Origin of the sequence: Mycoavidus sp. B2-EB (assembly GCF_014218255.1) — a bacterium.
GTDB lineage: Bacteria > Pseudomonadota > Gammaproteobacteria > Burkholderiales > Burkholderiaceae > Mycoavidus.
This window is the reverse complement of sequence record NZ_AP021872.1, coordinates 353,726-378,740: the sequence shown is the minus strand read 5'-3', so window position 1 is coordinate 378,740 and position 25,015 is coordinate 353,726. Positions and strand designations below refer to the sequence as shown.

Sequence of the window (25,015 nt, the reverse complement as noted above, 5' to 3'; positions counted from 1 at the left end):
GTCTCAGAATGGTTGGCTATTTTTCCGAAGTACGCGAAAACTAAGCCCGAAAACTGAAACATTAGTGTAAATAACAACGGAAATAACTATGCATTCACTCTCTCATCTCCCACATAACAAGACTCTGGCTTTACGCGCAGTGCCTCAACCCTCCAACGCAAATATGCATGGCGACGTATTCGGCGGCTGGATTATGGCGCAAGTGGATATCGCCGGTTCTATTCCAGCCACCCGTCGGGCGCATGGCCGAGTCGTGACGGTGGCCGTTAACGCCTTGGTCTTTAAGCAACCGGTGTTTGTTGGCGATTTGCTTAGCTTTTATGCAGACATCGCCAAAATTGGCAACACCTCGGTTACCGTCTCGGTTGAAGTGTACGCACAGCGGCTCAATTTTACCGAGCAGATTTCCAAAGTAGCGGAGGCAACGTTGACCTATGTAGCCACAGACAACGATCGTCGCCCCCGCGCATTGCCAGCAGAAGATTGAGCGCATCACAGAATAAGTCGAGCCATTTGCGTAATCCGTTAAACCCGCTCAATGATACCCGCGGCTCCCATGCCTGCGCCTATGCACATGGTGACCATACCGTATTTCAATGCATGGCGGCGCAACGCATGCACCACTGTAGCCGCGCGAATGGCGCCCGTTGCGCCAAGTGGGTGGCCCAGGGCAATCGCGCCGCCCAGTGGGTTCACTTTTTTAGGATCAAGTTTAAGCTCCTCGATCACCGCCAACGATTGCGCAGCGAAAGCCTCGTTCAACTCAATCCAATCGAGCTGGTCTTGCTTCAGCCCGGCAGCTTTTAAAGCGGCAGGAATCGCCTCTTTCGGGCCAATCCCCATAATCTCGGGCGGCACTCCGCGCACCGCAAAACTGACAAACCGCGCCAGTGGGGTGAGATTGAATCGCTTCAGCGCTTTTTCCGAAACCACAAGCAGCGCCGCTGCGCCATCAGACATTTGCGAGCTATTGCCAGCCGTCACCGAACCACCCTGTGCAAATACCGGTTTGAGCTTGGTTAACGCCACCAGCGAGGTGTCAGCACGAGGCCCCTCATCCTGCGCTGTGAGTTGCTGGCTTAAATCAAGCTGGCCTCGCTTAAGGTCGGGCAAACGTGTGATCACGTCAAACGGCGCAATTTCATTATTAAATTCGCCTGTAGCTTGCGCTTTCAGCGCTTTTTGATGAGATTCAAAGGAAAAAAGATCCTGCGCTTCTCGCTTTATTGACCAGCGTTGCGCAACTTTTTCTGCGGTTAACCCCATGCCGTAAGCAAGACCAAGATGTTCATCTCGTTCAAAGATATGCGGAGAAACGGATGGCGTATTGCCCATCATCGGCACCATACTCATTGATTCCACACCGCCAGCCAGCATGACATCCGCCTCGCCCACACGAATGCGATCTGCAGCCATAGCCAAAGCCGTCACACCAGAAGCGCAGTAACGGTTCACGGTTACGCCGCCGACCGTGACCGGCAACCCAGCCAACAATGCGCTCACGCGCGCAATATTGAGTCCTTGCTCCGCCTCTGGAAACGCACAGCCAATCACCCCATCTTCAATGGCCTGCGGATCAAGTTCAGGCACGCGCGCCAGCGTCGCTTGAATGGCGTGTATCAATAATTCTTCTGGCCGCGTATTTTTAAATGCCCCGCGTGGTGCTTTGCCAATTGGCGTGCGGTTAGCGGCAACGATATAGGCGTCTTGCACTTGTTTGCTCATCTTTTTTCGCTCCATTAATTACGCACAGGTTTACCCGTTTGCAACATGCCTATAATCCGTTCTTGGGTTTTTTTCATATCAAGTAATTCGACAAAGGCGGTGCGCTCAAGTTTAAGCAACCACGCTTCATCAACCAGGCTCCCCATTTCAACCGCTCCGCCACAGAGTATTTCAGCAATCCGGCTGCCAATTAAAAAATCATGCGCTGAAATAAAACCACCCTCTCGCAGATTGACCAATTGCGCTTTAATTGTGGCAATTCCAGCACGCCCCGCCACGGCAATAGCGCGGGACGGCAAAGGCGCGCGCCAGCCAATCGCCGCCAAACCACGCGCCTCGCTAAGCGCTGTCGCCAGCAGTTCGTGCATATTAAATACAATCGTATCTGACGGCAACAGATAGCCAAACTCAATCGCTTCATGTGCTGAGCTGGAGGCCTTTGCCATCGCAATTCTTTCAAAGGGTTTAGCCAGGAATTCAACTAAATGTCTCTGGCCCAAGCGCTGTGCAGTCGCAGCAGCGCGCAATGCGGTTTCTTTTAAGCCCCCTCCGGCCGGCAACAAACCAACCCCTGCTTCAACTAAACCCATATAGCTCTCAAGATGCGCGACCCGCTTTGCGCCGTGCATAGCGAGTTCACACCCTCCTCCCAGCGCAATGCCTGCCACCGCTGGCACGACCGGCACAGCCGCATATTTCACACGTTGCATAGTTTGCTGGAATTGAGCCACGAAAGGCGCAACCTTTTTTGCGCCTCCAGCCATCAATACGGGCATGACACCCTCTAAATTTGCCCCGGCCGAGAATGGCCCCGCTTGCAGCGAGGAAGGCTGCCAAACCACCAGGCCACGATGGTTTTGTTCAGCGAGTTCGATGGCTTGCACTAAACCATCTAACACCGCCGGGCTGATCGTATTCAGCTTAGTTTTAAATGAAATAATCGCAATATCGTCTTGGCCAGTGCGCGCATCAACCCAGATGCGCACCGCTTCATTTTCACTTAGCGTTTTGCCATCCGTGTGCGGATCCGCTCTACCCTCTCCAATTAAGGACGCGCGAAAGATCTGTTTGTCATATGTCGCAAGTGCGCTACGGGGCACAAAAGTGCCCGTCTTGGGCGACCATGAACCGGCTGCCGTATGCACCCCACCCTGTTCAACCACTGGCCCATCGAATACCCAAGCTGGCAATGATGCTTTCGATAATGCTTCTCCTGCGTCAATATCCGCCTGCACCCACTCCGCTAATTGGCGCCAACCAGCCGCCTGCCAGATCTCAAACGGCCCCTCACTCCAACCAAAACCCCAACGTACGGCAAAATCCAGTTCACGTGCGTTATCCGCAATGTGCTCTAAATGCAGCGCGCTATAATGAAACACGTCGCGGAAAATCGCCCACAGAAAGCGAGCTTGAGGATGCGTGGATTCACGCAACAGTTTAAAACGCTCGGCAGGAGGGCGCTTTAAGATACGCTCAACCAAAGCATCCGCCCGTGCGCCACTTTCAATATAGGCACCGCGCTGAGCGTCCAGCACTTTAATTGTTTTACCCTCTTTTTTATAAAATCCAGCCCCGCTCTTTTGTCCAAGCGCACCTTGTGCAAGCAATGCACTCAGCACTGGGGGTTCGTTATAAATTGGGAAGAATGGGTCATCCTGCAGATTGTCGCGCATCGTTCTAATCACATGCGTCAGCGTATCAAGACCCACTACATCGGCGGTGCGAAAAGTTGCTGACTTGGCGCGCCCAAGCCGGCGGCCGGTCAGATCATCAACCAGATCAAAACCTAACTCGAATTTTTCCGCCTCTTTGATCGTAGCTAACACAGAAAAAACACCGACTCGATTGGCGATAAAATTGGGCGTATCTTTTGCCCGCACAACCCCCTTACCTAAAGTACTGGTGAGGAAACTCTCCAATCCATCGAGAATCTCAGCGCGCGTATACTGAGCTGGGATAAGCTCGACCAAATGCATATAACGAGGTGGATTAAAAAAATGCACGCCACAAAACCGGAGTTTCAAATCAGCGTCTAATGTTTCAGCGAGCGCGTTAATGGATAGCCCCGAAGTATTAGAAGCAAAAATGACATCAGAACGAATTGCAGGCGCGATTTTCTTGTATAAATCATGCTTCCAATCAATGCGTTCAGCAATCGCTTCGATGACTAAGTCACATTCGCTGAGCCGATCAAGATCATCCTCGTAGTTAGCTGCTTCAATATAAGCAGCAGCATCGCTCACCCCAAGCGGGGCTGGATTCAGCTTGCGCAAATGCTCGAGCGCCTTTAGGGCAATCGCATTTTTAGGCCCTGATTGAGCAGGTAAGTCAAAAAGCATTACCGGTACTTTTGCATTGATTAAGTGGGCGGCAATTTGGGCACCCATTACGCCTGCGCCAAGCACAGCAACTTTTCGAATGCTTAAATGACTCACGTTTTTCCTCCGGAAGGGTTATATAGTTTTTGTAACTCTTTATTCATCTGTCAAAAAATGGCTTCGCCGGCCAGTTTAACTCAACCTTGAGTCCTTTCTTTTTCACACTAGCCTATGCTGCACCCGTCAAACAAATGACCCACTACACATTACTGGCGTCTTGGGCGCCTTGAAAAGGCTAGATTTTAACGCTTCACTCGCGCATTCGCAGCTTTTAGCATTCGAGGCTTTAACCTAAATCGATGGTAGGACGCTCACCGGCTACCCACGGCACCTCTGCTTATGCACCTTTATGCATGCTTGGCATCACGCTATAACTTTTGACAGATATTCAAGCAAGCGCGCATTGTGTACAGTGATTTTTTATTTGTCACTGGAAATCTCATGACGGCCCGACTCGCTAACCCACCCTTTCACGCAGATGCTGCGTGGAAAAATGCGCTGAATGCGTATTTCCCAGAATTTATGCAGTTTTTCTATCGAGAACTGGCACAGAAAATTGCCTGGGAAGAGAACTATGAAATGCTGGATAAAGAATTACAACGCTTCACCGCAAAAAGCCAAATCGGCAAACGGCTGGTCGATAAACTGATCAAAGTGCGTTTAAAAAATGGCGTGGAGTGTTACCTGTTGCTGCACGTTGAAGTGCAAGGCAATTATGAAGCAGGCTTTGCGCAAAGATTGTTTGAGTACTTTTACCGTTTGCATGAACGTTATGGTCAATGGGCATTGACGCTTGTGATCTTGGCCGATGATCGCACCGGATGGCATCCGCAGGATTTTTCGATCCAAGCGTGCGGCTATCCAGTAAACCGCTTTCAGTTTCTGACAAACAAGCTACTCGATTATCGCGGTCAAGAAGACGCTTTGTTAGCGCAAGCGAACCCTTTTGGCATGATGGTAGCCGCGCATCTTGCTGCGTTGCAAACGCGTACTGACCCTAATGCGCGTTACCAGCATAAATATAAGTTAACGCGCTTTCTTTACCAAGAAGGCTTAGCGCGAGAGCGCATACTCAACCTTTATCGGTTTATTGATGCGATCTTAACATTACCCAAAGAGTTTGAAATTATCTATAATAGTTCAATTAAACAATTCGAGAAGGAGTCGGAAGTGGAATATATTACGAGTGCTGAACGTATCGGTATGGAGCAAGGGCTTAAAGAAGGACTTAAAGAAGGGATTGAAAAAGGCCGGCAGATGTTGAGTAATTTGTTGCTAGCCCAGCTAAAGTGTAAGTTTAAAAACTTAGCTGAACCTTATCTGCAGAAATTGGATGAAGCGGATGTAGATACTTTGCGTCAATGGGGCGAACGCATCTTTATGGCTAAAACACCTGATGAGGTCTTTTGAGGCTATTACGCGAAATAAAGCGTACTACCCGCGACTCGCCATCCGTCCGCTGCAAATACCAGAATACTCCGATAGGGTTGTAAAGCCTATCGGATGTATCAGTGGTACAAGCCGCCCATATTAGAACAATGCTTCGTCTAACTCCATCAACGACTTTGCCCCTGCGCGCGCCGAACGAATTTGCCAAGCGGTTTCGGGCAATAGTTTGGCAAAATAAAAACGTGCCGTGACAAGTTTAGCCTGATAGAACGGATCGCCAGTCGCTTGCTTATCCAACGCAACCCGAGCGCTACGTGCCCAAAAGTAGGCAAAAATCAAATGGCCTATAACACGTAGATAAGGTGTGGCGGCAGCGCCTACTTCATCGCGGTCACCCATTGCCTTCATGCCAATTTCCATGGTGAGCTTTTGCACTTTATCGCCGAGCTCCGCTAATGGATTGACGAACTCTTGCATTTCAGGCTTAATCCCTTCTTGCTCAATGAAATCCCGCACCAAAGCCCCAAATTTCTTGAGCTTCGCGCCCATATCCCCTAATACTTTTCGGCCCAACAAATCAAGCGATTGAATCGTATTGGTGCCTTCATAAATGGTGCCAATCCGCGCATCGCGCACATATTGCTCGACACCCCACTCGCTGATGTAACCATGCCCACCCAATACCTGCATGCCTAAATTAGTCGCTTCGCAAGCATTATCGGTTAAGAATGCTTTAACAATGGGTATCAGCAATGCGACCCATTCTGCACTCTCAGCGCGCACTTTTTCATCTTGATGTGAACGCTCTTTATCTATTAAAAGCGCAATCCAGTATGCAAAAGCCCGCCCCCCTTCAGCATAAGCTTTTTGCGTCAGGAGCATACGACGCACATCAGGATGAACGATAATCGGATCAGCGGCCTTATCCGGCGCTTTAGCGCCATTTAACGCGCGCATTTGCAAACGCTGCCGCGCATAAGCCAGAGAATTTTGATAAGCAACTTCAGTTAAACCAAGGCCCTGCATACCCACGCCAAGCCGTGCTGCATTCATCATCACAAACATCGCATTCAGCCCTTTGTGCGGCTCCCCAACCAACCAGCCATGCGCGTTATCGAGATTGATGACACAGGTTGCATTGCCATGAATCCCCATTTTATGCTCAATTGAAGCACAACTCACGCCATTACGTTCGCCGATTTCACCTGCGGCGTTGGGCACAAATTTGGGCACGACAAATAGGGAAATGCCTTTAGTACCGGCTGGCGCACCCGGTAAGCGCGCTAACACCAAATGAATAATGTTTTCAGCCAGGTCATGCTCACCGCTCGAAATAAAAATTTTCGTCCCGTTGATCCGATAGGATCCATCGTCTTGAGCTTCTGCTTTGGTGCGCAGCAGGCCAAGATCTGTACCGCAATGCGGCTCCGTCAAACACATCGTACCGGTCCATACGCCGGCAACGAGTTTAGGTAGGTAGATTTTTTTTTGCTCTGGCGTGCCATGCGCATGTAAGCACTCGTAAGCACCATGCGAGAGCCCCGGATACATGGTCCATGCTTGATTAGCCGAGTTCAGCATTTCATAGAGCGCATTATTCACCAATACTGGCAAACCTTGGCCGCCCTGTTCCGGGTCACATGCCAGCGCTGGCCACCCCGCGTTGATGTAAGCTTGATAAGCTGCTTTAAAACCCGCCGGCGTAGTGACAACACCATTGTTATAGCTACATCCTTGTCGATCGCCACTCTGGTTTAGCGGAAATAACACTTCTTCACAAAATTTTCCAGCTTCAGCCAGCACTTGGTCGATGGTCTCAGTATCCAGCCCAGCATGTACCGGCAAATGCGCCAGTTCAGTTTGCACATCAAGCAATTCATGTAAAACAAACTGTATATCACGCAACGGTGCGGTGTACTGTCCCATTTTTTTCTCCTGTATGAAGTACTGAGTTATTCAAATTTTATATAGAAATTCTTGGCCTCATGCGTGCCGGTAGCTGCAAAATAGCCGCTCGATTCGACGGCGAAAAACAGCGCTCGGCCGCCTCAAGATATGGCAGCCAAGTATAAGCGGTGTGCTCGCGCGGCGCGAGCGTGATTTTAATCTCACGCGGCACCAGAAGTCCAAACCAATGCTCGATGTTACGCGTCACTCCTGGCGCGTAACGATGGCGCCAGATCGGGTAAATTTCATAGGCCACTTGCCAATGCCAATCCGTGAGCGCGGCACGCGGCACTTGCGCCCCCCCAACCGCAAGCCCCGTTTCTTCCAGCACCTCGCGTCTAGCCGTTTCATCCAACGCTTCTTGTTGATCATCTTTCGAGCCAGTCACTGATTGCCAGAAACCAGGATGATCCGCGCGCTCAAGCATAAGCACTTCAAGCTCAGTGGTATGAATCACAACCAGTGCAGATTCTGCTAGCTTATAAGCATCCATGCTGAACCTGCATTTTTTTGCTTTAGGCTTTGAGCGCCTCCGTTGCACGCAAGCGGATATGCAGCTCGCGTAATTGACGCTCATCCACTTCACTTGGCGCTTGTGTCAGCAGACATTGAGCGCGTTGCGTTTTGGGAAAAGCAATGACATCTCTGATTGAGTCAGAGCCAGTTAGCATCGTCACAATTCGGTCCAAGCCAAATGCAATACCACCGTGTGGCGGCGCACCATATTGCAATGCCTCAAGCAAGAAACCGAATTTTTGTTGCGCCTCATTCGCATCAATTGCCAACGCCTCAAAAACTTTGCGTTGAACTTCTTCGCGATGAATCCGCACTGAGCCGCCACCAAGCTCCCAGCCATTTAGCACCATATCGTAAGCTTTCGCAAGACAACGACCAGGATCGGTCACCAATAAATCAAGGTGCTCGTCTTTGGGGCTCGTGAAGGGATGGTGGCAAGCCACCCAGCGCGCGGCTTCTTCGTCATAGTCAAACATCGGAAAATCAACCACCCACAGAGGTTGCCAGCCAGATTCAAAGAACCCTTGCTCCATAGCAAACGGTGTGTGACCGATTTTTAACCGCAGCGCACCCAAACTATCATTGACAATTTTTTCGCGATCAGCGCCAAAGAAAATTAAATCGCCGTCTTGCGCGCCAGTGCGTTTAAGAATCTCCGCCAAAGCCGCATCATGTAGATTTTTTACAATCGGGCTTTGCAGACCTTCACGGCCTTTGCCGGCTTCATTGACTTTAATCCAAGCCAGTCCTTTGGCACCATAGATGCGCACAAACTCAGTATAGCTATCAATTTCGCCGCGCGATAATTGCCCCCCTTGCGGCACGCAGAGAGCAGCCACGCGGCCACCTTGCGCGTTGGCGGGGGCACTGAAAACTTTAAAGTCAACGTCTTTCATTACATCCGTCAACTCAGTAAATTCAAGTTTAACCCGCAAGTCAGGTTTATCCGAGCCGAAGCGCCGCATTGCTTCCGCGTAGCTCATCACGGGGAAGGATTGCGCCAGGTCAACCCCAATTGCATTTTGAAAGACCGTGCGGATCATCGCTTCAAATAAATCACGAATTTCTTGCTCGCTTAGAAACGAGGTTTCGCAATCAATTTGGGTAAACTCAGGTTGGCGATCGGCTCTTAAATCTTCATCGCGAAAACATTTAACGATCTGATAGTAACGATCAAACCCAGCCACCATAAGCAACTGCTTAAAAAGTTGTGGTGATTGAGGCAGCGCGAAAAAATGGCTAGGATGCACACGCGAGGGCACTAAATAATCGCGCGCCCCTTCAGGCGTGCTTTTAGTCAACATGGGCGTTTCAATATCGATAAAGCCTTGCTTATCAAGGTAGCGGCGTACCTCCATGGCGACGCGATAGCGCAACGTTAGGTTGTGCTGCATCTGCGGGCGCCGCAAATCTAGCACGCGATGCGTCAGACGAGTGGTCTCCGATAGCGTATCGTCATCAAGCTGGAAAGGGGGGGTGACCGAAGCATTGAGCACCGTCAATTGTTCACAAACCACTTCGATTTTGCCACTGATAAGAGCCTCATTTTCGGCCCCCTCCGGCCGCGCCCGCACTACGCCACGCACCTGCACACAGTATTCATTCCGAATGCCCTCGGCGATTTCAAACATCGCCTGACGATCGGGATCGCAAACGACCTGAACCAGCCCTTCCCGATCACGCAAATCGATAAAGATCACTCCACCATGATCACGACGACGCTGTACCCAGCCACAAAGTGAAACGGTTTTACCCAACCAAGCCTCGGTTATCAAACCGCAATATTCAGTTCTCATCGACAAGAAATATTAAAAATAAAAAACGTAAATAAAAAATCGGATAGGCCAGATAATTTAAACTCGCTCTGGCGCTATAAAAAGGTTTAGATTGATATAATTCGGCATGCTTGCGCACACTCAAAGATGACGAGCTCTATAGTGTTGGCTTAGTCAGCGGGCGCGCTGGAGGCGCCACAACGCCCATTGAGACGATGTATTTCAATGCTGCATCAACTGTCATATCAAGTTCAACCACATCCGCACGCGGTACTATGAGAAAAAAGCCCGAAGTCGGATTAGGCGTAGTCGGCACATAGACGCTAGCGTATTCACCTTTAAGGTGATTGACAATATCGCCACCTGGGATGCCCGTCAGGAAAGCCATGGTGTACATCCCTTTACGCGGATATTCAATCAACAGCGTTTTACGAAATGCGTTGCCGTTGCTGGATAAAAGCGTATCTGAGACCTGCTTAACGCTCGCATAGAGCGGCCCCACCACCGGGATATGGCGCAGCAATCCTTCCCACCAGTGAATTAAAGTCTGGCCAATGAAATTTTGCGTGAATACGCCCACAAGCAAAATAAAGCCGAGTGTCAAAACCGCGCCAACTCCAGGCAGATAAAATCCCAACAAACGCTCAGGCCGCCAGGCCTCGGGCAATAAAGTCAACGTCTGATCTAGAGTGCCAATCACTAAACCCAGCAGCCATAAAGTGATGGCAAGCGGAACTAAAACCAGTAAGCCAGTTAAAAAATAAGTTTTTAGAGCAGTTTTTTTAAGCGTCATGATGGATCTGCCGACGCCGGAGCGCGCTGAGTTGTTTGATCTGCAATTGTAGCGCTTTCACCGGCTGGTTTGGCTACGCTTTCGGCCGCAGCACCCGTGGCCTTAGCCGCTTCATTCGATTCAGTGCCAGGTTTGGCTTTAGCAGGTTGACTGCTATTGCGAAAATCAGTCGCATACCAACCCGACCCTTTTAATTGAAAGCCAGCCGCAGTTAACTGCTTACGTAGTGTAGCTTCGCCACAAACAGGGCATTCAGTTAAAGGTAAATCAGTCAGCTTTTGTAAGGCCTCATGCGGCTGATGACAAGACTCACAACGGTAAGCGTAAATAGGCATAATGTAGATTCCATATTTGAATGAGAGATTATAGCCAAAAGAATCCAGCCAAGCCCAATACTCCTATCAATAGCACCATCCATAAGAGGCGATTCGTGCGCTTTTGCTCAATGAACAGTTGCCGCATAAGCACATGATGATGCGTATCTTGCAGCGCCTGCGTGGCTGAGGTTAAAGCTTGATGCACTAGACGCGGGACTTGTGGCAGGGTTTTACTCCATTGAGGCATTTCATATTGAAGCCGCTCAAGCCAACCCCGCCAGCCGATTTGCTCCGCCATCCAACGCTCCAGATAAGGTTTAGCGGTCTGCCATAAATCAAGCTCTGGGTCGAGCTCACGCCCAAGTCCCTCGACATTTAATAAGGTTTTTTGCAACAATACCAGTTGCGGCTGTATTTCTACATGAAAGCGCCGCGATGTCTGAAACAGGCGCAACAAAACTTGCCCGAGCGAGAGATCTTTTAACGGCCGGTCAAAATAAGGCTCACATACTGCGCGAATCGCCCCTTCGAGTTCCTCTACGCGCGTCGCCGGCGGGACCCAACCGGACTCCAGATGCAGCATGGCTACACGATGATAGTCTCGCTTAAAAAATGCCAGCAGATTCTGCGCAAAGTAATTTTTGTCAAAATCAGATAAAGCCCCCACAATGCCGAAGTCTAACGCAATATAGCGTCCGAAATCTGCTGGATCGAGGCTAACCTGAATATTGCCTGGATGCATATCGGCGTGAAAAAATCCATCACGGAAAACTTGAGTAAAGAAAATCTCAACGCCCTCTCGCGCCAGCTTAGGAATATCGACACCCGCAGCACGCAATGTCTCGACCTGACTAATTGGCACACCGGTCATACGCTCCATCACCAACACATTTGAGCGACAAAAATCCCAATACATTTCAGGGACCAGCAATAAATCACTGCCCGCAAAATTGCGCCGTAACTGGCTTGCATTTGCGGCCTCTCGCATCAAGTCAAGTTCATCATGCAAGTATTTATCGAGTTCTGCAACCACTTCGCGCGGCTTAAGCCGTTTGCCATCAAACCATAAACGCTCGATCCAGCGCGCAAGTTTATTTAATAATGCAAGATCGCTTTCGATGACCGCTAACATGCCGGGCCGTAACACCTTCACAGCAACGTCCTGGCCCGCATGCTTACCGGTTTTCAGTTTGGCAAAATGGACTTGGGCGATAGAAGCGCTCGCCACTGGAACACGCTCAAATTGATCAAAAACAACATCGATTGATTGGCCCAGCGCTTTCTCGATCAGCTCGATTGCAAGCTGTGAATCAAAGGGCGGCACCTGGTCTTGCAGTTTAGCAAGTTCATAAGCAATGTCAGGGGCAAGTAAATCACGCCGAGTCGATAAAATTTGTCCGAATTTAACAAAAATGGGACCCAGAGCTTCAAGTGCAAGCCGCAAGCGCACGCCGCGCGGGAGATTAAATTTACGCCCTAAAGTCAGCACCCGCAGGGTAAATTTGACCCACCGATATTTAAAATGCGACAACGCAACTTGGTCCAAACCAAAGCGCAAGCATGTAAAAATAATTTTCCAAGAACGCAATAGTTGCATTAGCTAGAAACCATATGAGGTGGCTTATCGATTGGCGTCCGTACTTTCATTTCTTTCTCAATTTGGATTACGCGTCTTTCAAGACGGGTCACATCATCATTCAAGTTAACCATATCCATTGCAAAACTACTGAGCAATGTAGTACGCACCAGCTTCGGGTCTTCATCAAGCAGATATTCAGTCACCGTTTCAAATAAGTTACGCCCACTATTCCGTAACTGTCGATGAAACATCTGTGTCGTTCGCATCAGGCGATATGCAGGAGCATCGCCAATCAGTTGCGCTAAGGTCTCTTCGGGTTCCCAACGCAGATGCTCTGCAAGCTTTGCTAAGAGCGCAGCAAATTCAGCGTCGCCTTTGATTTTCACGTGTTTCATCACGGCCGCACGCCCTCCAAACAAAGCCGCAAAAAGCGCAGCAGACGGCACAATAATAGAAACATCACATGGGGGTGCAGCGGGGGCTATTTGCTCGTTGATTTCATCAACGATAATTCTTCCATCTTTTTGTACAGTCAGGAGCATCAGCAGCGGCGGCATAGCCACGCAAGCTTTACGGCCAGCATAAGGAATGAGGTGCGTACGCGCCCACACCTCATGGCTGAGCAAGTAATTTATAGCAGTAGCAACAGAATGTGCAACGATAGACATAAACAAAAAACGATATAACAAACCTTAAAACACGCCTGCGAGGCAGTACTGTAGCCCATGGCTAGGAGACTACTCATGCAGTCCACTGCTTAATTTTAAAGCCTAAATAATTTTCATTGATTAAATCAATCTTTCGTTTAAGTTTAATTGATCACAAGCGGTCCAATAAGGAAAAAATCCGCTTTTAGCCGGGCTTAAGCCCGTTCCTATTGGAGAGCATGAACTGCCCCCGAAAGTTGGACTCTCGTTCAAGACTTTTGGGGGGGGCAGTTCAAACACAAAGCAAAGTCAGTCATTAACTGATCGCCGGATTAATCTGATATCTCTAATGGACATTGCATTTTGGGATAGATTTTGGATTGTAAATTTCTCAAAAACAGGCCGTGCCCTAAGATTTTCAAGATCGAAGCCAGCATAACACCATAATTCTACCGTTTTTAGATTAGGCGCCTTTAGGAGAAACATTACAAATCCCTCTATATCAAGCTCCTCGCTACTTAAACTCAAAGATTCCAATTGTTCAAAATCAGAGAGTGCCTTAATCGCATCAAGAGCGATGTCTGGGCAACCTCTTAAATTTAATGTTTTTAAATGAGGGGTCTGTGAGAGAAATGCGGCAATCGCTTCTCCAGAAAGCTCAGGTTCATCTAAATCTAAGAATTCTAATTGTTTAGAAACAGGGAGCGCCTTAATCGCTTTAAGATCGATACTTGGACAATACCTTACCTTTAACGTTTTTAGATTAGGCGTCTTTAAGAGAAGCGCTGCAAGCGCCTGCCCAGAAAGCTGCGATATATCTAAATCCAAAGATTCCAATTGTTCAAAATCAGAGAGTGCCTTAATCGCTTCAAGAGCGATGTCTGGGCAATCTCTTAAATTTAACGTTTTTAAATGAGGCGTCTTTGAGAGAAGTTCGGTAAGCCCCTCTCCAGAAAGCTCAGATCCATCTAAATCCAAAGATTCCAATTGTTTAAAATCAGAGAGTGCCTTAATCGCTTCAAGAGCGATGTCTGGGCAATTGCTTAACTTTAACGTTTGTAAATGAGGGGTCTTTGAGAGAAGTTCGGCAAGCCCCTCTCCAGAAAGCTCAAATCCCTCTAAATCCAAAGATTCCAATTGTTTAAAATCAGAGAGTGCCTTAATCGCTTCAAGAGCGATGTCTGGGCAATGGCTTAACTTTAACGTTTTTAGATGAGGCGTCTTTGAGAGAAGCGCTGCAATCGACGCTCCAGAAAGCTGAAATCCCTCTAAATCCAAAGATTCCAAGTGTTCAAAAACAGGGAGTGCCTTAATCACTTCAAGAGCAATGTCTGGGCAATGGCTTAACTTTATTAGATAAGGCGTCTTTGAGAGAAGCGCTGCAATCGACGCTCCAGAAAGCTCAGAATCCCTTAAATCTAAAGATTCCAATTGTTCAAAAACAGGGAGTGCCTTAATCGCTTCAAGAGCAATGTCTGGGCAATGGCTTAACTTGAGCGTTTTTAGACGAGACGTCTTTGAGAGAAGCTCTACAATCGACGCTCCAGAAAGCTGAGAAGAGAGCAGAGAAAAACGCTGAGGAATTTGACTTAAATCTAAAGATTCCAATTGTTTAAGATGAGAGAGTGCCTTAATCGCGTCAAGAGCAATGTCTGGGCAATTGCTTAACTTGAGCGTTTTTAGACGAGACGTCTTTGAGAGAAGCGCTACAATCGACGCTCCAGAAAGCGGAGAGTGCGGAGAGTGCGGAGAAGAGCGCTGAGAAGAGCGCTTAGGAGGTTGACTTAAATCCAAAGATTCCAATTGTTCAAAATCAGAGAGTGCCTTAATCGCGTCAAGAGCAATATCTGGGCAATTGCTTAACTTGAGCGTTTTTAGACGAGACGTCTTTGAAAGAAGCACTGCAATCGCTTCTCCAGAAAGCTCAGAGTCACTTAAATCCAAAGATTCCAATTGTTTAAAATCAGGGAGTGCCTCCATCGCTTGAGGATCGATTGCGCCGTCTTCCTGTTTGAGTTTCAAATGCTTTATATCAGGCGATAATGCTTTTAAGATGTCATGTGTGCAGGCAGCCGTTGTTAGCGTGAGCGGAGCTCGCCACTCTGTTTTTGCTAGAAGAACCTTCACCCCTTTAAAATCTTCGGGATCTTTCAACAGGATAGGGCTCAGCATTGGGCTGGCCATGACATCCATCTCTCTGGAAACTTCGCGCATCTTTTTAATACTTTCTTGGAGCTCCGCGTGGGGTATGACGCCCCATATCTTTAGCCAAATTTCAGGTGGAACGCTTAATACGGCTGGAGGCTTAGTTTGAGCGCGAGTTAATGCAGCTGCATCTGGGCTATTCTGAGTTGCAGTCGGTGTGGGTTCTGGGTTATTGATAGATACCCGATGAGCAGAAAAGGGGTGACCAGACAGAGGCAACATATATATTCCTTGCTTATAGATTCGAATTTCGTAACATTCGAGGATAAATCATTCCGCAGAATTTAGGAAGCCTTAATTGAATCGAAGGATTTTCCGATTTTGTTTCAATTGCATGGGAAGGGGATTGGAGGGGTAGGGAGCAGTAAAGCGGGGATAGCGAGGTAAAAGGGGGGCGATAAAAACAAAAAGCCCCCATATAGGGGGCTTTGAGTAATAGAGAAGCCTGACGATGCCCTACTTTCACACGGGAATCCGCACTATCATCGGCGCGGTGTTGTTTCACGGTCCTGTTCGAGATGGGAAGGGGTGGTACCAACACGCTATGGTCATCAGGCGTAAGGGGTAGAGAAACTGAGTTAAGGTCAATTTCTCAAATGGGGTTGGAAGAAGAATAGGTAATAGACTAAGACACACGAGTTATAGGGTCAAGCCACACGGGCAATTAGTACTGGTTAGCTAAGCACATTACTGCGCGTACACACCCAGCCTATCGACGTTCTGGTCTTGAACGACCCTTAAGGGGAATCGAATTCCCGGGAAGTCTCATCTTGAGGCGAGTTTCCCGCTTAGATGCTTTCAGCGGTTATCTCTTCCGAACATAGCTACCCGGCGATGCCACTGGCGTGACAACCGGTACACCAGAGGTTCGTCCACTCCGGTCCTCTCGTACTAGGAGCAGGTCCTCTCAAACTTCCAGCGCCCACGGCAGATAGGGACCAAACTGTCTCACGACGTTTTAAACCCAGCTCACGTACCTCTTTAAATGGCGAACAGCCATACCCTTGGGACCGGCTACAGCCCCAGGATGAGATGAGCCGACATCGAGGTGCCAAACACCGCCGTCGATATGAACTCTTGGGCGGTATCAGCCTGTTATCCCCAGAGTACCTTTTATCCGTTGAGCGATGGCCCTTCCATACAGAACCACCGGATCACTATGACCTGCTTTCGCACCTGTTCGACGTGTCAGTCTCACAGTTAAGCACGCTTATGCCATTGCACTATCGATACGATTTCCGACCGTACCTAGCGTACCTTCGTACTCCTCCGTTACGCTTTGGGAGGAGACCGCCCCAGTCAAACTGCCCACCATGCACTGTTCCCGACCCGGATCACGGGCCAAGGTTAGAACCGCAAACAAACCAGGGTGGTATTTCAAGGTTGGCTCCACGCGAACTAGCGTTCACGCTTCAAAGCCTCCCACCTATCCTACACAGACCGGTTCACAGTTCAATACAAAGCTACAGTAAAGGTTCATGGGGTCTTTCCGTCTAGCCGCGGGTAGATTGCATCATCACAAACATTTCAACTTCGCTGAGTCTCGGGAGGAGACAGTGTGGCCATCGTTACGCCATTCGTGCAGGTCGGAACTTACCCGACAAGGAATTTCGCTACCTTAGGACCGTTATAGTTACGGCCGCCGTTTACCGGGACTTCAATCAAGAGCTTGCACCCCATCATTTAATCTTCCGGCACCGGGCAGGCGTCACACCCTATACGTCCACTTTCGTGTTTGCAGAGTGCTGTGTTTTTATTAAACAGTCGCAGCCACCAATTTTTTGCAACCCTTTCTCCCTCCTGGCGCAGGCCAGTCAAGATACTAGGGCGTACCTTATCCCGAAGTTACGGTACCAATTTGCCGAGTTCCTTCTCCCGAGTTCTCTCAAGCGCCTTAGAATACTCATCTCGCCCACCTGTGTCGGTTTGCGGTACGGTCTCGTTAGACTGAAGCTTAGAGGCTTTTCTTGGAACCACTTCCAATTGCTTCGCAAACTTACGTTTGCTCGCCCCACACCCTTGAATTCCGCGCCCGGATTTGCCTAAGCGCCTTCTCCAATGCAGAGACCGGGATTTCCAACACCCGGACAACCTTCCGCGATCCGTCCCCCCATCGCATCTAACGACGGTGCAGGAATATTAACCTGCTTCCCATCAGCTACGCATTTCTGCCTCGCCTTAGGGGCCGACTCACCCTACGCCGATGAACGTTGCGTAGGAAACCTTGGGCTTACGGCGAGGGGGCTTTTCACCCCCTTTATCGCTACTCATGTCAGCATTCGCACTTCCGATACCTCCAGCATACCTTTCGATACACCTTCACAGGCTTACGGAACGCTCTCCTACCATGCATATTACTATGCATCCGCAGCTTCGGTGACTGGCTTGAGCCCCGTTACATCTTCCGCGCAGGACGACTCGATCAGTGAGCTATTACGCTTTCTTTAAAGGATGGCTGCTTCTAAGCCAACCTCCTGACTGTTTTAGCCTTCCCACTTCGTTTCCCACTTAGCCAATCTTGGGGACCTTAGCTGGCGGTCTGGGTTGTTTCCCTCTTGACGTCGGACGTTAGCACCCGGCGTCTGTCTCCCGTGATTGCACTCTTCGGTATTCGGAGTTTGCTATGGCGAGGTAATCCGCAATGGACCCCTCTACCATGACAGTGCTCTACCCCCGAAGGTGATACACGAGGCACTACCTAAATAGTTTTCGGAGAGAACCAGCTATTTCCGGATTTGTTTAGCCTTTCACCCCTATCCACAGCTCATCCCCTAATTTTTCAACATTAGTGGGTTCGGACCTCCAGTACGTGTTACCGCACCTTCATCCTGGCCATGGATAGATCATCCGGTTTCGGGTCTACACCCAGCAACTATCGCCCTATTCGGACTCGCTTTCGCTACGCCTGCCCTAATCGGTTAAGCTCGCTACTGAATGTAAGTCGCTGACCCATTATACAAAAGGTACGCAGTCACCCCTTACGAGGCTCCTACTGTTTGTATGCATGCGGTTTCAGGATCTATTTCACTCCCCTTCCGGGGTTCTTTTCGCCTTTCCCTCACGGTACTGGTTCACTATCGGTCGATCACGAGTATTTAGCCTTGGAGGATGGTCCCCCCATCTTCAAACAGGATTTCACGTGTCCCGCCCTACTTTTCGTATCCTTAGTTCCACACACGAGCTTTCGCATACAGGGCTATCACCTTCTATGGCCGGACTTTCCATTCCGTTTCGCTAACTCATCTGCTAAAAAATACAGGCTCTTCCCATTTCGCTCGCCACTACTCTGGGAATCTCGGTTGATTTCTTTTCCTGCGGCTACTTAGATGTTTCAGTTCACCGCGTTCGCTTCTCTTGACCTATGTATTCAGTCAAGGATGACCCATACGGGCCGGGTTTCCCCATTCGGAGATCTTCGGATCAATGCTCGTTTGCCAGCTCCCCGAAGCTTTTCGCAGGCTACCACGTCCTTCTTCGCCTGTGATCGCCAAGGCATCCACCACATGCACTTATTCACTTGACCCTATAACTAGGGTGTCTCTAAGTACTTGTTTGTCTTATCTCAACGGCTGACTTCCGTCTCAATAAGTCGATACAATCTATTACCCATGTACATCCTCAACGTTCCATCTCAAGAACGCTTCAATGTACTTCTTCTTCCAATTTGTTAAAGAACGTGATCATCTCGCGACAATCTTTATCCGATAAAATTCCTAACTCAGAAACCCTAACGGATAACGATTGGTGGAGGCAGACGGGATCGAACCGACGACCCCCTGCTTGCAAAGCAGGTGCTCTCCCAGCTGAGCTATGCCCCCTGATCCTTCAATCCCTCAAGTCTGTGCTTTTGGTGGGTCTGGTAGGACTTGAACCTACGACCCCACGCTTATCAAGCGTGTGCTCTAACCACCTGAGCTACAGACCCGATTTACAGTCGATAAGTGTGGACACTTAATTCCAGCTTTCTCTTGAAAGGAGGTGATCCAGCCGCACCTTCCGATACGGCTACCTTGTTACGACTTCACCCCAGTCATGAATCCTACCGTGGTGACCGCCCTCCTTACGGTTAGACTAGCCACTTCTGGTAAAACCCACTCCCATGGTGTGACGGGCGGTGTGTACAAGACCCGGGAACGTATTCACCGCGGCATGCTGATCCGCGATTACTAGCGATTCCAACTTCATGCAGTCGAGTTGCAGACTGCAATCCGGACTACGATCGGCTTTCTGAGATTGGCTCCCCCTCGCAGGTTTGCAGCCCTCTGTACCGACCATTGTATGACGTGTGAAGCCCTACCCATAAGGGCCATGAGGACTTGACATCATCCCCACCTTCCTCCGGTTTGTCACCGGCAGTCTCCTTAAAGTGCTCTTGCGTAGCAACTAAGGACAAGGGTTGCGCTCGTTGCGGGACTTAACCCAACATCTCACGACACGAGCTGACGACAGCCATGCAGCACCTGTGTTACATCTCTCTTTCGAGCACTCTGTCCTCTCAGACAGATTATGTACATGTCAAGGGTAGGTAAGGTTTTTCGCGTTGCATCGAATTAATCCACATCATCCACCGCTTGTGCGGGTCCCCGTCAATTCCTTTGAGTTTTAATCTTGCGATCGTACTCCCCAGGCGGTCAACTTCACGCGTTAGCTTCGTTACTAAGGATAGCTATCCCCAACAACCAGTTGACATCGTTTAGGGCGTGGACTACCAGGGTATCTAATCCTGTTTGCTCCCCACGCTTTCGTGCCTCAGCGTCAGTACTGGCCCAGGAGGCTGCCTTCGCCATCGGTGTTCCTCCACATATCTACGCATTTCACTGCTACACGTGGAATTCCACCTCCCTCTGCCATACTCTAGTCTGCCAGTCACGTATGCAGTTCCCAGGTTGAGCCCAGGGATTTCACATCCGTCTTAACAAACCGCCTACGCACCCTTTACGCCCAATAATTCCGATTAACGCTTGCACCCTACGTATTACCGCGGCTGCTGGCACGTAGTTAGCCGGTGCTTATTCTTTCGGTACCGTCAGCCATTAAGATTATTTACCCTAACGTTTTCTTCCCGAACAAAAGTGCTTTACAACCCGAAGGCCTTCTTCACACACGCGGCATTGCTGGATCAGGGTTGCCCCCATTGTCCAAAATTCCCCACTGCTGCCTCCCGTAGGAGTCTGGGCCGTGTCTCAGTCCCAGTGTGGCTGGTCGTCCTCTCAGACCAGCTACGGATCGTCGCCTTGGTAAGCCTTTACCTCACCAACTAGCTAATCCGACATCGGCCGCCCCTATAGCGCGAGGCCCTAAGGTCCCCCGCTTTCATCCGTAGATCGTATGCGGTATTAATCCGGCTTTCGCCGGGCTATCCCCCTCTACAGGACACGTTCCGATGCATTACTCACCCGTTCGCCACTCGCCGCCAGGCCGAAGCCCGCGCTGCCGTTCGACTTGCATGTGTAAAGCATGCCGCCAGCGTTCAATCTGAGCCAGGATCAAACTCTTCTGTTTAATTCCTGTTGTGCTCTCTCAAAGGTTGACAGGTCGCAGATTTCTCTACTTCCTATCTTGTTTAAGTGAGACTTGATTTCTTCTTCGCCCCACTCAGACTTGCGTCCAAGCAGGGCCGCCTTCATCAAGTGCCCACTCTTATCGACTGTTATTTTTTAAAGATCGCTACACTTCCCTTCCGGTTCGTGTCTCGCTGTCTCAGCAGCGAAGGAACGAGATTATGCAACCCACTAAACATCCTGTCAAGCACTTTCTCTTAAATTTATTTATTAAGCGAAAGCGCCGCCAGATAGACTGCTTAGTCTTCTATTTTATTGGGCAACAGAATCCACATCCTTCCTGAGGCTTTCATGATTCCGGCTAACATTCCCGCCGTTTCTCCCGAGCCCCAGAAATAATCTGCCCTTACCGCTCCTTTAACCGCTGCGCCTACATCTTGCGCAAAAACCAAACGCTTAAGTGGTCCACCTTTTGGCCAACGCGTGGATAAGAAAACTGGCATACCCAACGCAACCCAGCTGGGATCCACCGCAATTGAACGCCCAGGCGTTAAACGTACGCCTAAAGCGCCGATGGGTCCATCTGCACGGTTACGCGCCACACCCTCATCCGCCCGGGCCGGCATTTCTTTAAAAAAAACAAAACGCGGATTTACCGCAAGCACCGCCTCCAAACGCGCCGGATTCGCCCGCGCCCAGGCTTTGATGCCCGGCATCGTCGCCTGAGCGGGAGTCAGCTCACCGTGATCGATTAACCAGCGCCCAATCGATTGATAAGGTTTGCCATTACTACCGCTATAGCCCACCCGCATGACTTGACCATTCTCCATTATGATGCGGCCTGAACCCTGCACTTGCAGAAAAAATGCTTCAATCGGATCATCTACGTAGACCAGTTCTGCGCCTTTTAATACCTCGTTTTTTAACAACTGCGCGCGCTCGGATAATAAGGCATTCTTCGGCACACCTTTGGGCCAGTGGTAGAGTGGATAGTTATAAGGGTCGCGGCGTACGCGCGAACCACGCAATAAGGGTTCGTAATAACCCGTGATAAGGCCCTCAACGCTGCCATCTTGATTCGCTAATTGAAACGGCGTGAAATAGCGCTCAAAAAACGCCCGCGCCCTTTCAGGGTCAAGCTCATCAAGTTGTTCAGCTGCAGCACACACCCCTTTCCAATCCGAGAGCCGTTTGACGCGCAGACAATTTTCTCGTAACGCGGTTGTTGCGCCGACCAGCGAATCTTCTTGCCAGCCATCCACCTCTTCCCAAGCGACTTGATTCAGCCGCTTGGGCACGAGAATGCGGGGCGCAGATAGAAGCTCCGCCGATAGCCGCTTATCTGGCGCATTCACCGGTGGGGCCGACGCGCAGGAGACGAGGCCACTGACAATTAGGGTAAATGTCGCTAACCTAGCAAACGTTAATAAACTCATAGGAATGATATAAAAAAAGATAGAATAAGTGCGATGTCTAATGCTCAATGTAAGGTGCGCGGCATATGCAAAACAAATTCTGGAATCGGCGCATCAAAACGAAAGCCATCTTCCGCCACGCAAAAATATGCGCCCCGCATCGTGCCCACTGGCGTTGCAATGATTGCCCCACTTGTATACTGAAACTGCTCGCCGGGTTGCAAAAGCGGCTGATGACCTACAACACCTAGGCCCTTAATTTCTTGCGTATGATTTTCACTATCGACAATGACCCAATGGCGCGCAATTAACTGCGCCGCAACTTGCCCCGCATTAAGAATGGTGATTGTGTAAGCAAAAGCGAACTGCTGCTGCTCAGGATCTGATTGTTCTGGTAAATAATTAGCCTGCACGGAAATACTAAATTCATATTGGTTCATCGGTTTTGCTCAGAGTGTGGAAGCAAGAAAAATTTTAATTGTGCTTGAAGCGGAGTTTAGCTGCAACCTTTGCTAAGCCCTTCAAGCTTCTATATAAAATTTTACCTCGCAACCCTGATGATCAACGTTATCGGTGCTCTTTTAAAATTGTTATCGGCTAAGGCAGGTAGAATACTGAGTGTTGTTTGTCTGGCTGACCCACTCTTAACTCACACTCATTGTATGAAGCACTACCGAATTGCCCCAAGCATCTTATCCGCTGATTTTGCCCGCCTTGGCGAAGAGGTACGCCAAGTAGTGGACGCTGGCGCTGATTGGATTCATTTCGATGTAATGGATAATCACTATGTGCCTAATTTAACTGTCGGCCCTATGGTCTGCACAGCAATCCGGCCCTACACTGAAGTACCGATTGACGTCCATTTAATGGTGTCGCCAACAGACCGGATTGCGTCTGATTTTGCTAAAGCAGGCGCTAACATTATTAGTTTTCACCCGGAAGCTTCGGAACATATTGATCGCACACTCGCACTGATCCGAGATCACGGTTGCCAAGCTGGGCTTGCCTTTAATCCCGCAACTCCGCTGCATTATCTAGATCACCTAATGGATCGACTCGATTTGATCTTGATTATGTCAGTCAACCCTGGTTTTGGCGGTCAGTCTTTTATTCCTGAAGCCATGAATAAATTAAAGGCCGTGCGTACTCGGATTGACGCTTATACAGCTCAAACTGGACGCGAAATTCGACTCCAAGTAGATGGCGGAGTAAAGCTTGATAACCTTGCGGCGATTGCCGCAGCAGGAGCAGACACCTTTGTCGCCGGCTCAGCGATTTTCGGGCAACCCGATTATCGAGCCACGATCAACGCGATGCGTAATCAGTTATTAAAATGACCGAAATTGAATTTCAATCTCTTGCCGCACAAGGCTACAACCGCATTCCGTTGATTGCCGAGGCACTTGCTGACCTAGAAACGCCGCTTTCTCTTTATTTAAAGCTCGCGCACACTGAGCGCTGCGGCGCGCATTCTTTTTTGCTTGAATCGGTAGTCGGGGGGGAGCGGTTTGGCCGTTATTCGTTTATTGGTTTGCCGGCCCATACGCTGGTGCGCGCTTTCGGCGAGCATTGCGAAATTGTGCAAGACGATGTGGTCAGAGAAAGCCACGAAGGCGATCCACTGGCTTTTATTGCGGCTTTTCAAAAGCGCTTTAAAGTAGCTCAACGGGCTGGGCTACCGCGCTTTTGTGGTGGGCTAGCCGGTTATTTTGGTTACGACGCGGTACGCTATATTGAGAAAAAACTCAAACATACCGCGCCACCAGACGAACTTGGCTTGCCTGATATTCAGCTGCTATTGACCGAAGAGCTCGCGGTTATCGACAATTTGGCGGGCAAACTTTACTTAATCGTCTACGCAAATCCAGCTATGCCGGAAGCGTATACCCAAGCCAAACAACGCTTGCGTGAACTACGCACACGCCTCAACACCGCCGTCCAATTGCCCGTTACATCGTCCAGTGTACGCACCGAAATCTACCGCCAGTTTAAAAAAGAAGAGTATCTTCAGGCCGTGCGTACAGCTAAAGAATACATCGCGGCGGGCGAGCTGATGCAAGTGCAAATTAGCCAGCGTCTGGTCAAACCCTACCGGGATAGCCCACTGTCGCTCTATCGCGCGTTACGCTCGTTGAATCCATCACCTTATATGTATTTTTATAATTTCGGGGCGTTTCAAGTGGTCGGCGCTTCGCCCGAAATTTTAGTGCGGCGTGAAAAACAAGGTGGCGCAGACAAAGTCACGATTCGCCCGCTCGCGGGCACAAGACCTCGCGGCAACACGCCAGAGCAAGACGCTCAGCTTGCGGCTGAATTGCTCAATGATCCCAAAGAAATTGCTGAACATGTCATGCTCATCGACCTTGCGCGCAATGATCTTGGCCGCATCGCGCAAACCGGCTCCGTGAAAGTGACCGAACAAATGGCCATCGAAAAATACTCACATGTGCAACATATCGTCAGTTCAGTCGAAGGCGATTTAAAACCAGGGCTCGATAATTTCGATATTCTGCGCGCGAGTTTTCCTGCCGGCACCTTATCGGGAGCGCCCAAAGTCCGTGCACTTGAGCTCATCGATGAATTAGAGCCAGCGAAGCGTGGCTTATATGGCGGCGCTGTCGGCTATATGTCATTTTCCGGTGAAATGGATCTCGCTATCGCGATTCGAACCGGCTTAATCCATCATGGAAATTTATATATCCAAGCCGCCGCCGGAATTGTTGCCGATTCAGTGCCAGAAACCGAATGGCAGGAAACTGAAAACAAAGCACGCGCGGTACTGCGTGCGGCCGAACAAGTGCAAGATGGATTGGATCTGGGGTTTTAGT

Annotated in this window: 16 protein-coding genes, 2 tRNA genes and 3 rRNA genes; 4 read left to right on the top strand and 17 right to left on the bottom strand. The window is 49.6% G+C overall.

Translation table 11 applies throughout. The annotated features are described in order from the left end of the window. Positions 1-88: 88 nt before the first annotated feature. Positions 89-487, top strand: coding sequence for an acyl-CoA thioesterase (locus tag MPB2EB_RS01705; RefSeq protein ID WP_185182158.1), 399 nt, complete (start codon positions 89-91; stop codon positions 485-487). 38 nt (positions 488-525) lie between these two features. Here the strand turns inward: MPB2EB_RS01705 and MPB2EB_RS01700 are convergent, their stop codons facing one another. Together MPB2EB_RS01700 and MPB2EB_RS01695 are read right to left on the bottom strand one after the other, a co-directional pair. Then, a complete protein-coding gene (locus tag MPB2EB_RS01700; RefSeq protein ID WP_185182157.1) occupies positions 526-1,725 on the bottom strand; it encodes an acetyl-CoA C-acyltransferase in 1,200 nt (399 codons plus the stop codon). Positions 1,726-1,739: 14 nt separating this feature from the next. Next, a complete protein-coding gene (locus MPB2EB_RS01695; protein WP_185182156.1) occupies positions 1,740-4,160 on the bottom strand; it encodes a 3-hydroxyacyl-CoA dehydrogenase/enoyl-CoA hydratase family protein in 2,421 nt (806 codons plus the stop codon). A 384-nt stretch (positions 4,161-4,544) separates the two neighbouring features. Between MPB2EB_RS01695 and MPB2EB_RS01690 the strand changes: the two genes are divergently transcribed. Continuing rightward, a complete protein-coding gene (locus MPB2EB_RS01690) occupies positions 4,545-5,513 on the top strand; it encodes a hypothetical protein (protein WP_185182155.1) in 969 nt (322 codons plus the stop codon). Positions 5,514-5,633: 120 nt separating this feature from the next. Here MPB2EB_RS01690 and MPB2EB_RS01685 read toward each other — a convergent pair whose 3' ends face one another. From MPB2EB_RS01685 to apaG, 15 genes are all read right to left on the bottom strand, one after another. Beyond that, a complete protein-coding gene (locus MPB2EB_RS01685) occupies positions 5,634-7,418 on the bottom strand; it encodes an acyl-CoA dehydrogenase C-terminal domain-containing protein (RefSeq protein ID WP_185182154.1) in 1,785 nt (594 codons plus the stop codon). A 37-nt stretch (positions 7,419-7,455) separates the two neighbouring features. Beyond that, positions 7,456-7,932 (bottom strand): dihydroneopterin triphosphate diphosphatase, encoded by a 477-nt coding sequence (gene nudB, locus MPB2EB_RS01680; RefSeq protein WP_185182153.1) that lies wholly within the window; start codon positions 7,930-7,932, stop codon positions 7,456-7,458. 22 nt (positions 7,933-7,954) lie between these two features. Then, positions 7,955-9,757, bottom strand: coding sequence for an aspartate--tRNA ligase (gene aspS, locus MPB2EB_RS01675; RefSeq protein ID WP_185182152.1), 1,803 nt, complete (start codon positions 9,755-9,757; stop codon positions 7,955-7,957). A gap of 130 nt (positions 9,758-9,887) precedes the next feature. Beyond that, positions 9,888-10,523 carry a DUF502 domain-containing protein gene (locus MPB2EB_RS01670; RefSeq protein ID WP_185182151.1) on the bottom strand — a complete coding sequence of 212 codons (636 nt, stop codon included), beginning with the start codon at positions 10,521-10,523 and terminating at the stop codon, positions 9,888-9,890. Further along, positions 10,520-10,858, bottom strand: coding sequence for an FmdB family zinc ribbon protein (locus MPB2EB_RS01665; RefSeq protein ID WP_185182150.1), 339 nt, complete (start codon positions 10,856-10,858; stop codon positions 10,520-10,522). Before MPB2EB_RS01665 ends, MPB2EB_RS01670 begins: the two co-directional genes overlap by 4 nt. 28 nt (positions 10,859-10,886) lie before the next feature. Continuing rightward, positions 10,887-12,437: a ubiquinone biosynthesis regulatory protein kinase UbiB gene (ubiB, locus tag MPB2EB_RS01660; RefSeq protein ID WP_185182149.1), complete on the bottom strand. Its 1,551-nt coding sequence runs from the start codon at positions 12,435-12,437 to the stop codon at positions 10,887-10,889. Then, positions 12,437-13,087, bottom strand: a complete 651-nt coding sequence (locus MPB2EB_RS01655) for an SCP2 domain-containing protein (RefSeq protein ID WP_185182148.1) — start codon at positions 13,085-13,087, stop codon at positions 12,437-12,439. Before MPB2EB_RS01655 ends, ubiB begins: the two co-directional genes overlap by 1 nt. A gap of 288 nt (positions 13,088-13,375) precedes the next feature. Next, positions 13,376-15,493: a hypothetical protein gene (locus MPB2EB_RS01650; protein WP_185182147.1), complete on the bottom strand. Its 2,118-nt coding sequence runs from the start codon at positions 15,491-15,493 to the stop codon at positions 13,376-13,378. Between the two features lie 221 nt (positions 15,494-15,714). Then, positions 15,715-15,827: ribosomal RNA gene (gene rrf, locus MPB2EB_RS01645) — 5S ribosomal RNA — on the bottom strand. A gap of 87 nt (positions 15,828-15,914) precedes the next feature. Continuing rightward, positions 15,915-18,794, bottom strand: a 23S ribosomal RNA gene (locus MPB2EB_RS01640). A 219-nt stretch (positions 18,795-19,013) separates the two neighbouring features. After that, positions 19,014-19,089, bottom strand: a tRNA-Ala gene (locus MPB2EB_RS01635). Positions 19,090-19,119: 30 nt separating this feature from the next. Beyond that, a tRNA-Ile gene (locus tag MPB2EB_RS01630) sits at positions 19,120-19,196 on the bottom strand. Between the two features lie 46 nt (positions 19,197-19,242). Further along, positions 19,243-20,773 (bottom strand): 16S ribosomal RNA (locus MPB2EB_RS01625). Together the 16S, 23S and 5S rRNA genes with 2 tRNA genes alongside form the textbook arrangement of a ribosomal RNA operon. Before the next feature lie 298 nt (positions 20,774-21,071). Next, positions 21,072-22,208 carry a murein transglycosylase A gene (locus MPB2EB_RS01620; RefSeq protein WP_185182146.1) on the bottom strand — a complete coding sequence of 379 codons (1,137 nt, stop codon included), beginning with the start codon at positions 22,206-22,208 and terminating at the stop codon, positions 21,072-21,074. A 44-nt stretch (positions 22,209-22,252) separates the two neighbouring features. Next, positions 22,253-22,627 carry a Co2+/Mg2+ efflux protein ApaG gene (apaG, locus tag MPB2EB_RS01615; RefSeq protein ID WP_185182145.1) on the bottom strand — a complete coding sequence of 125 codons (375 nt, stop codon included), beginning with the start codon at positions 22,625-22,627 and terminating at the stop codon, positions 22,253-22,255. Between the two features lie 222 nt (positions 22,628-22,849). Here apaG and rpe point away from each other — a divergent pair, with 222 nt between their 5' ends. Together rpe and trpE are read left to right on the top strand one after the other, a co-directional pair. Next, complete coding sequence (gene rpe / locus MPB2EB_RS01610; protein ID WP_185182144.1) at positions 22,850-23,524, top strand: ribulose-phosphate 3-epimerase; 675 nt, start codon at positions 22,850-22,852, stop codon at positions 23,522-23,524. Beyond that, the gene (gene trpE, locus MPB2EB_RS01605) at positions 23,521-25,014 is read left to right on the top strand and encodes an anthranilate synthase component I (protein WP_185182143.1); all 1,494 of its coding nucleotides are present in this window, start codon (positions 23,521-23,523) and stop codon (positions 25,012-25,014) included. Before rpe ends, trpE begins: the two co-directional genes overlap by 4 nt. Position 25,015: the final 1 nt, after the last annotated feature.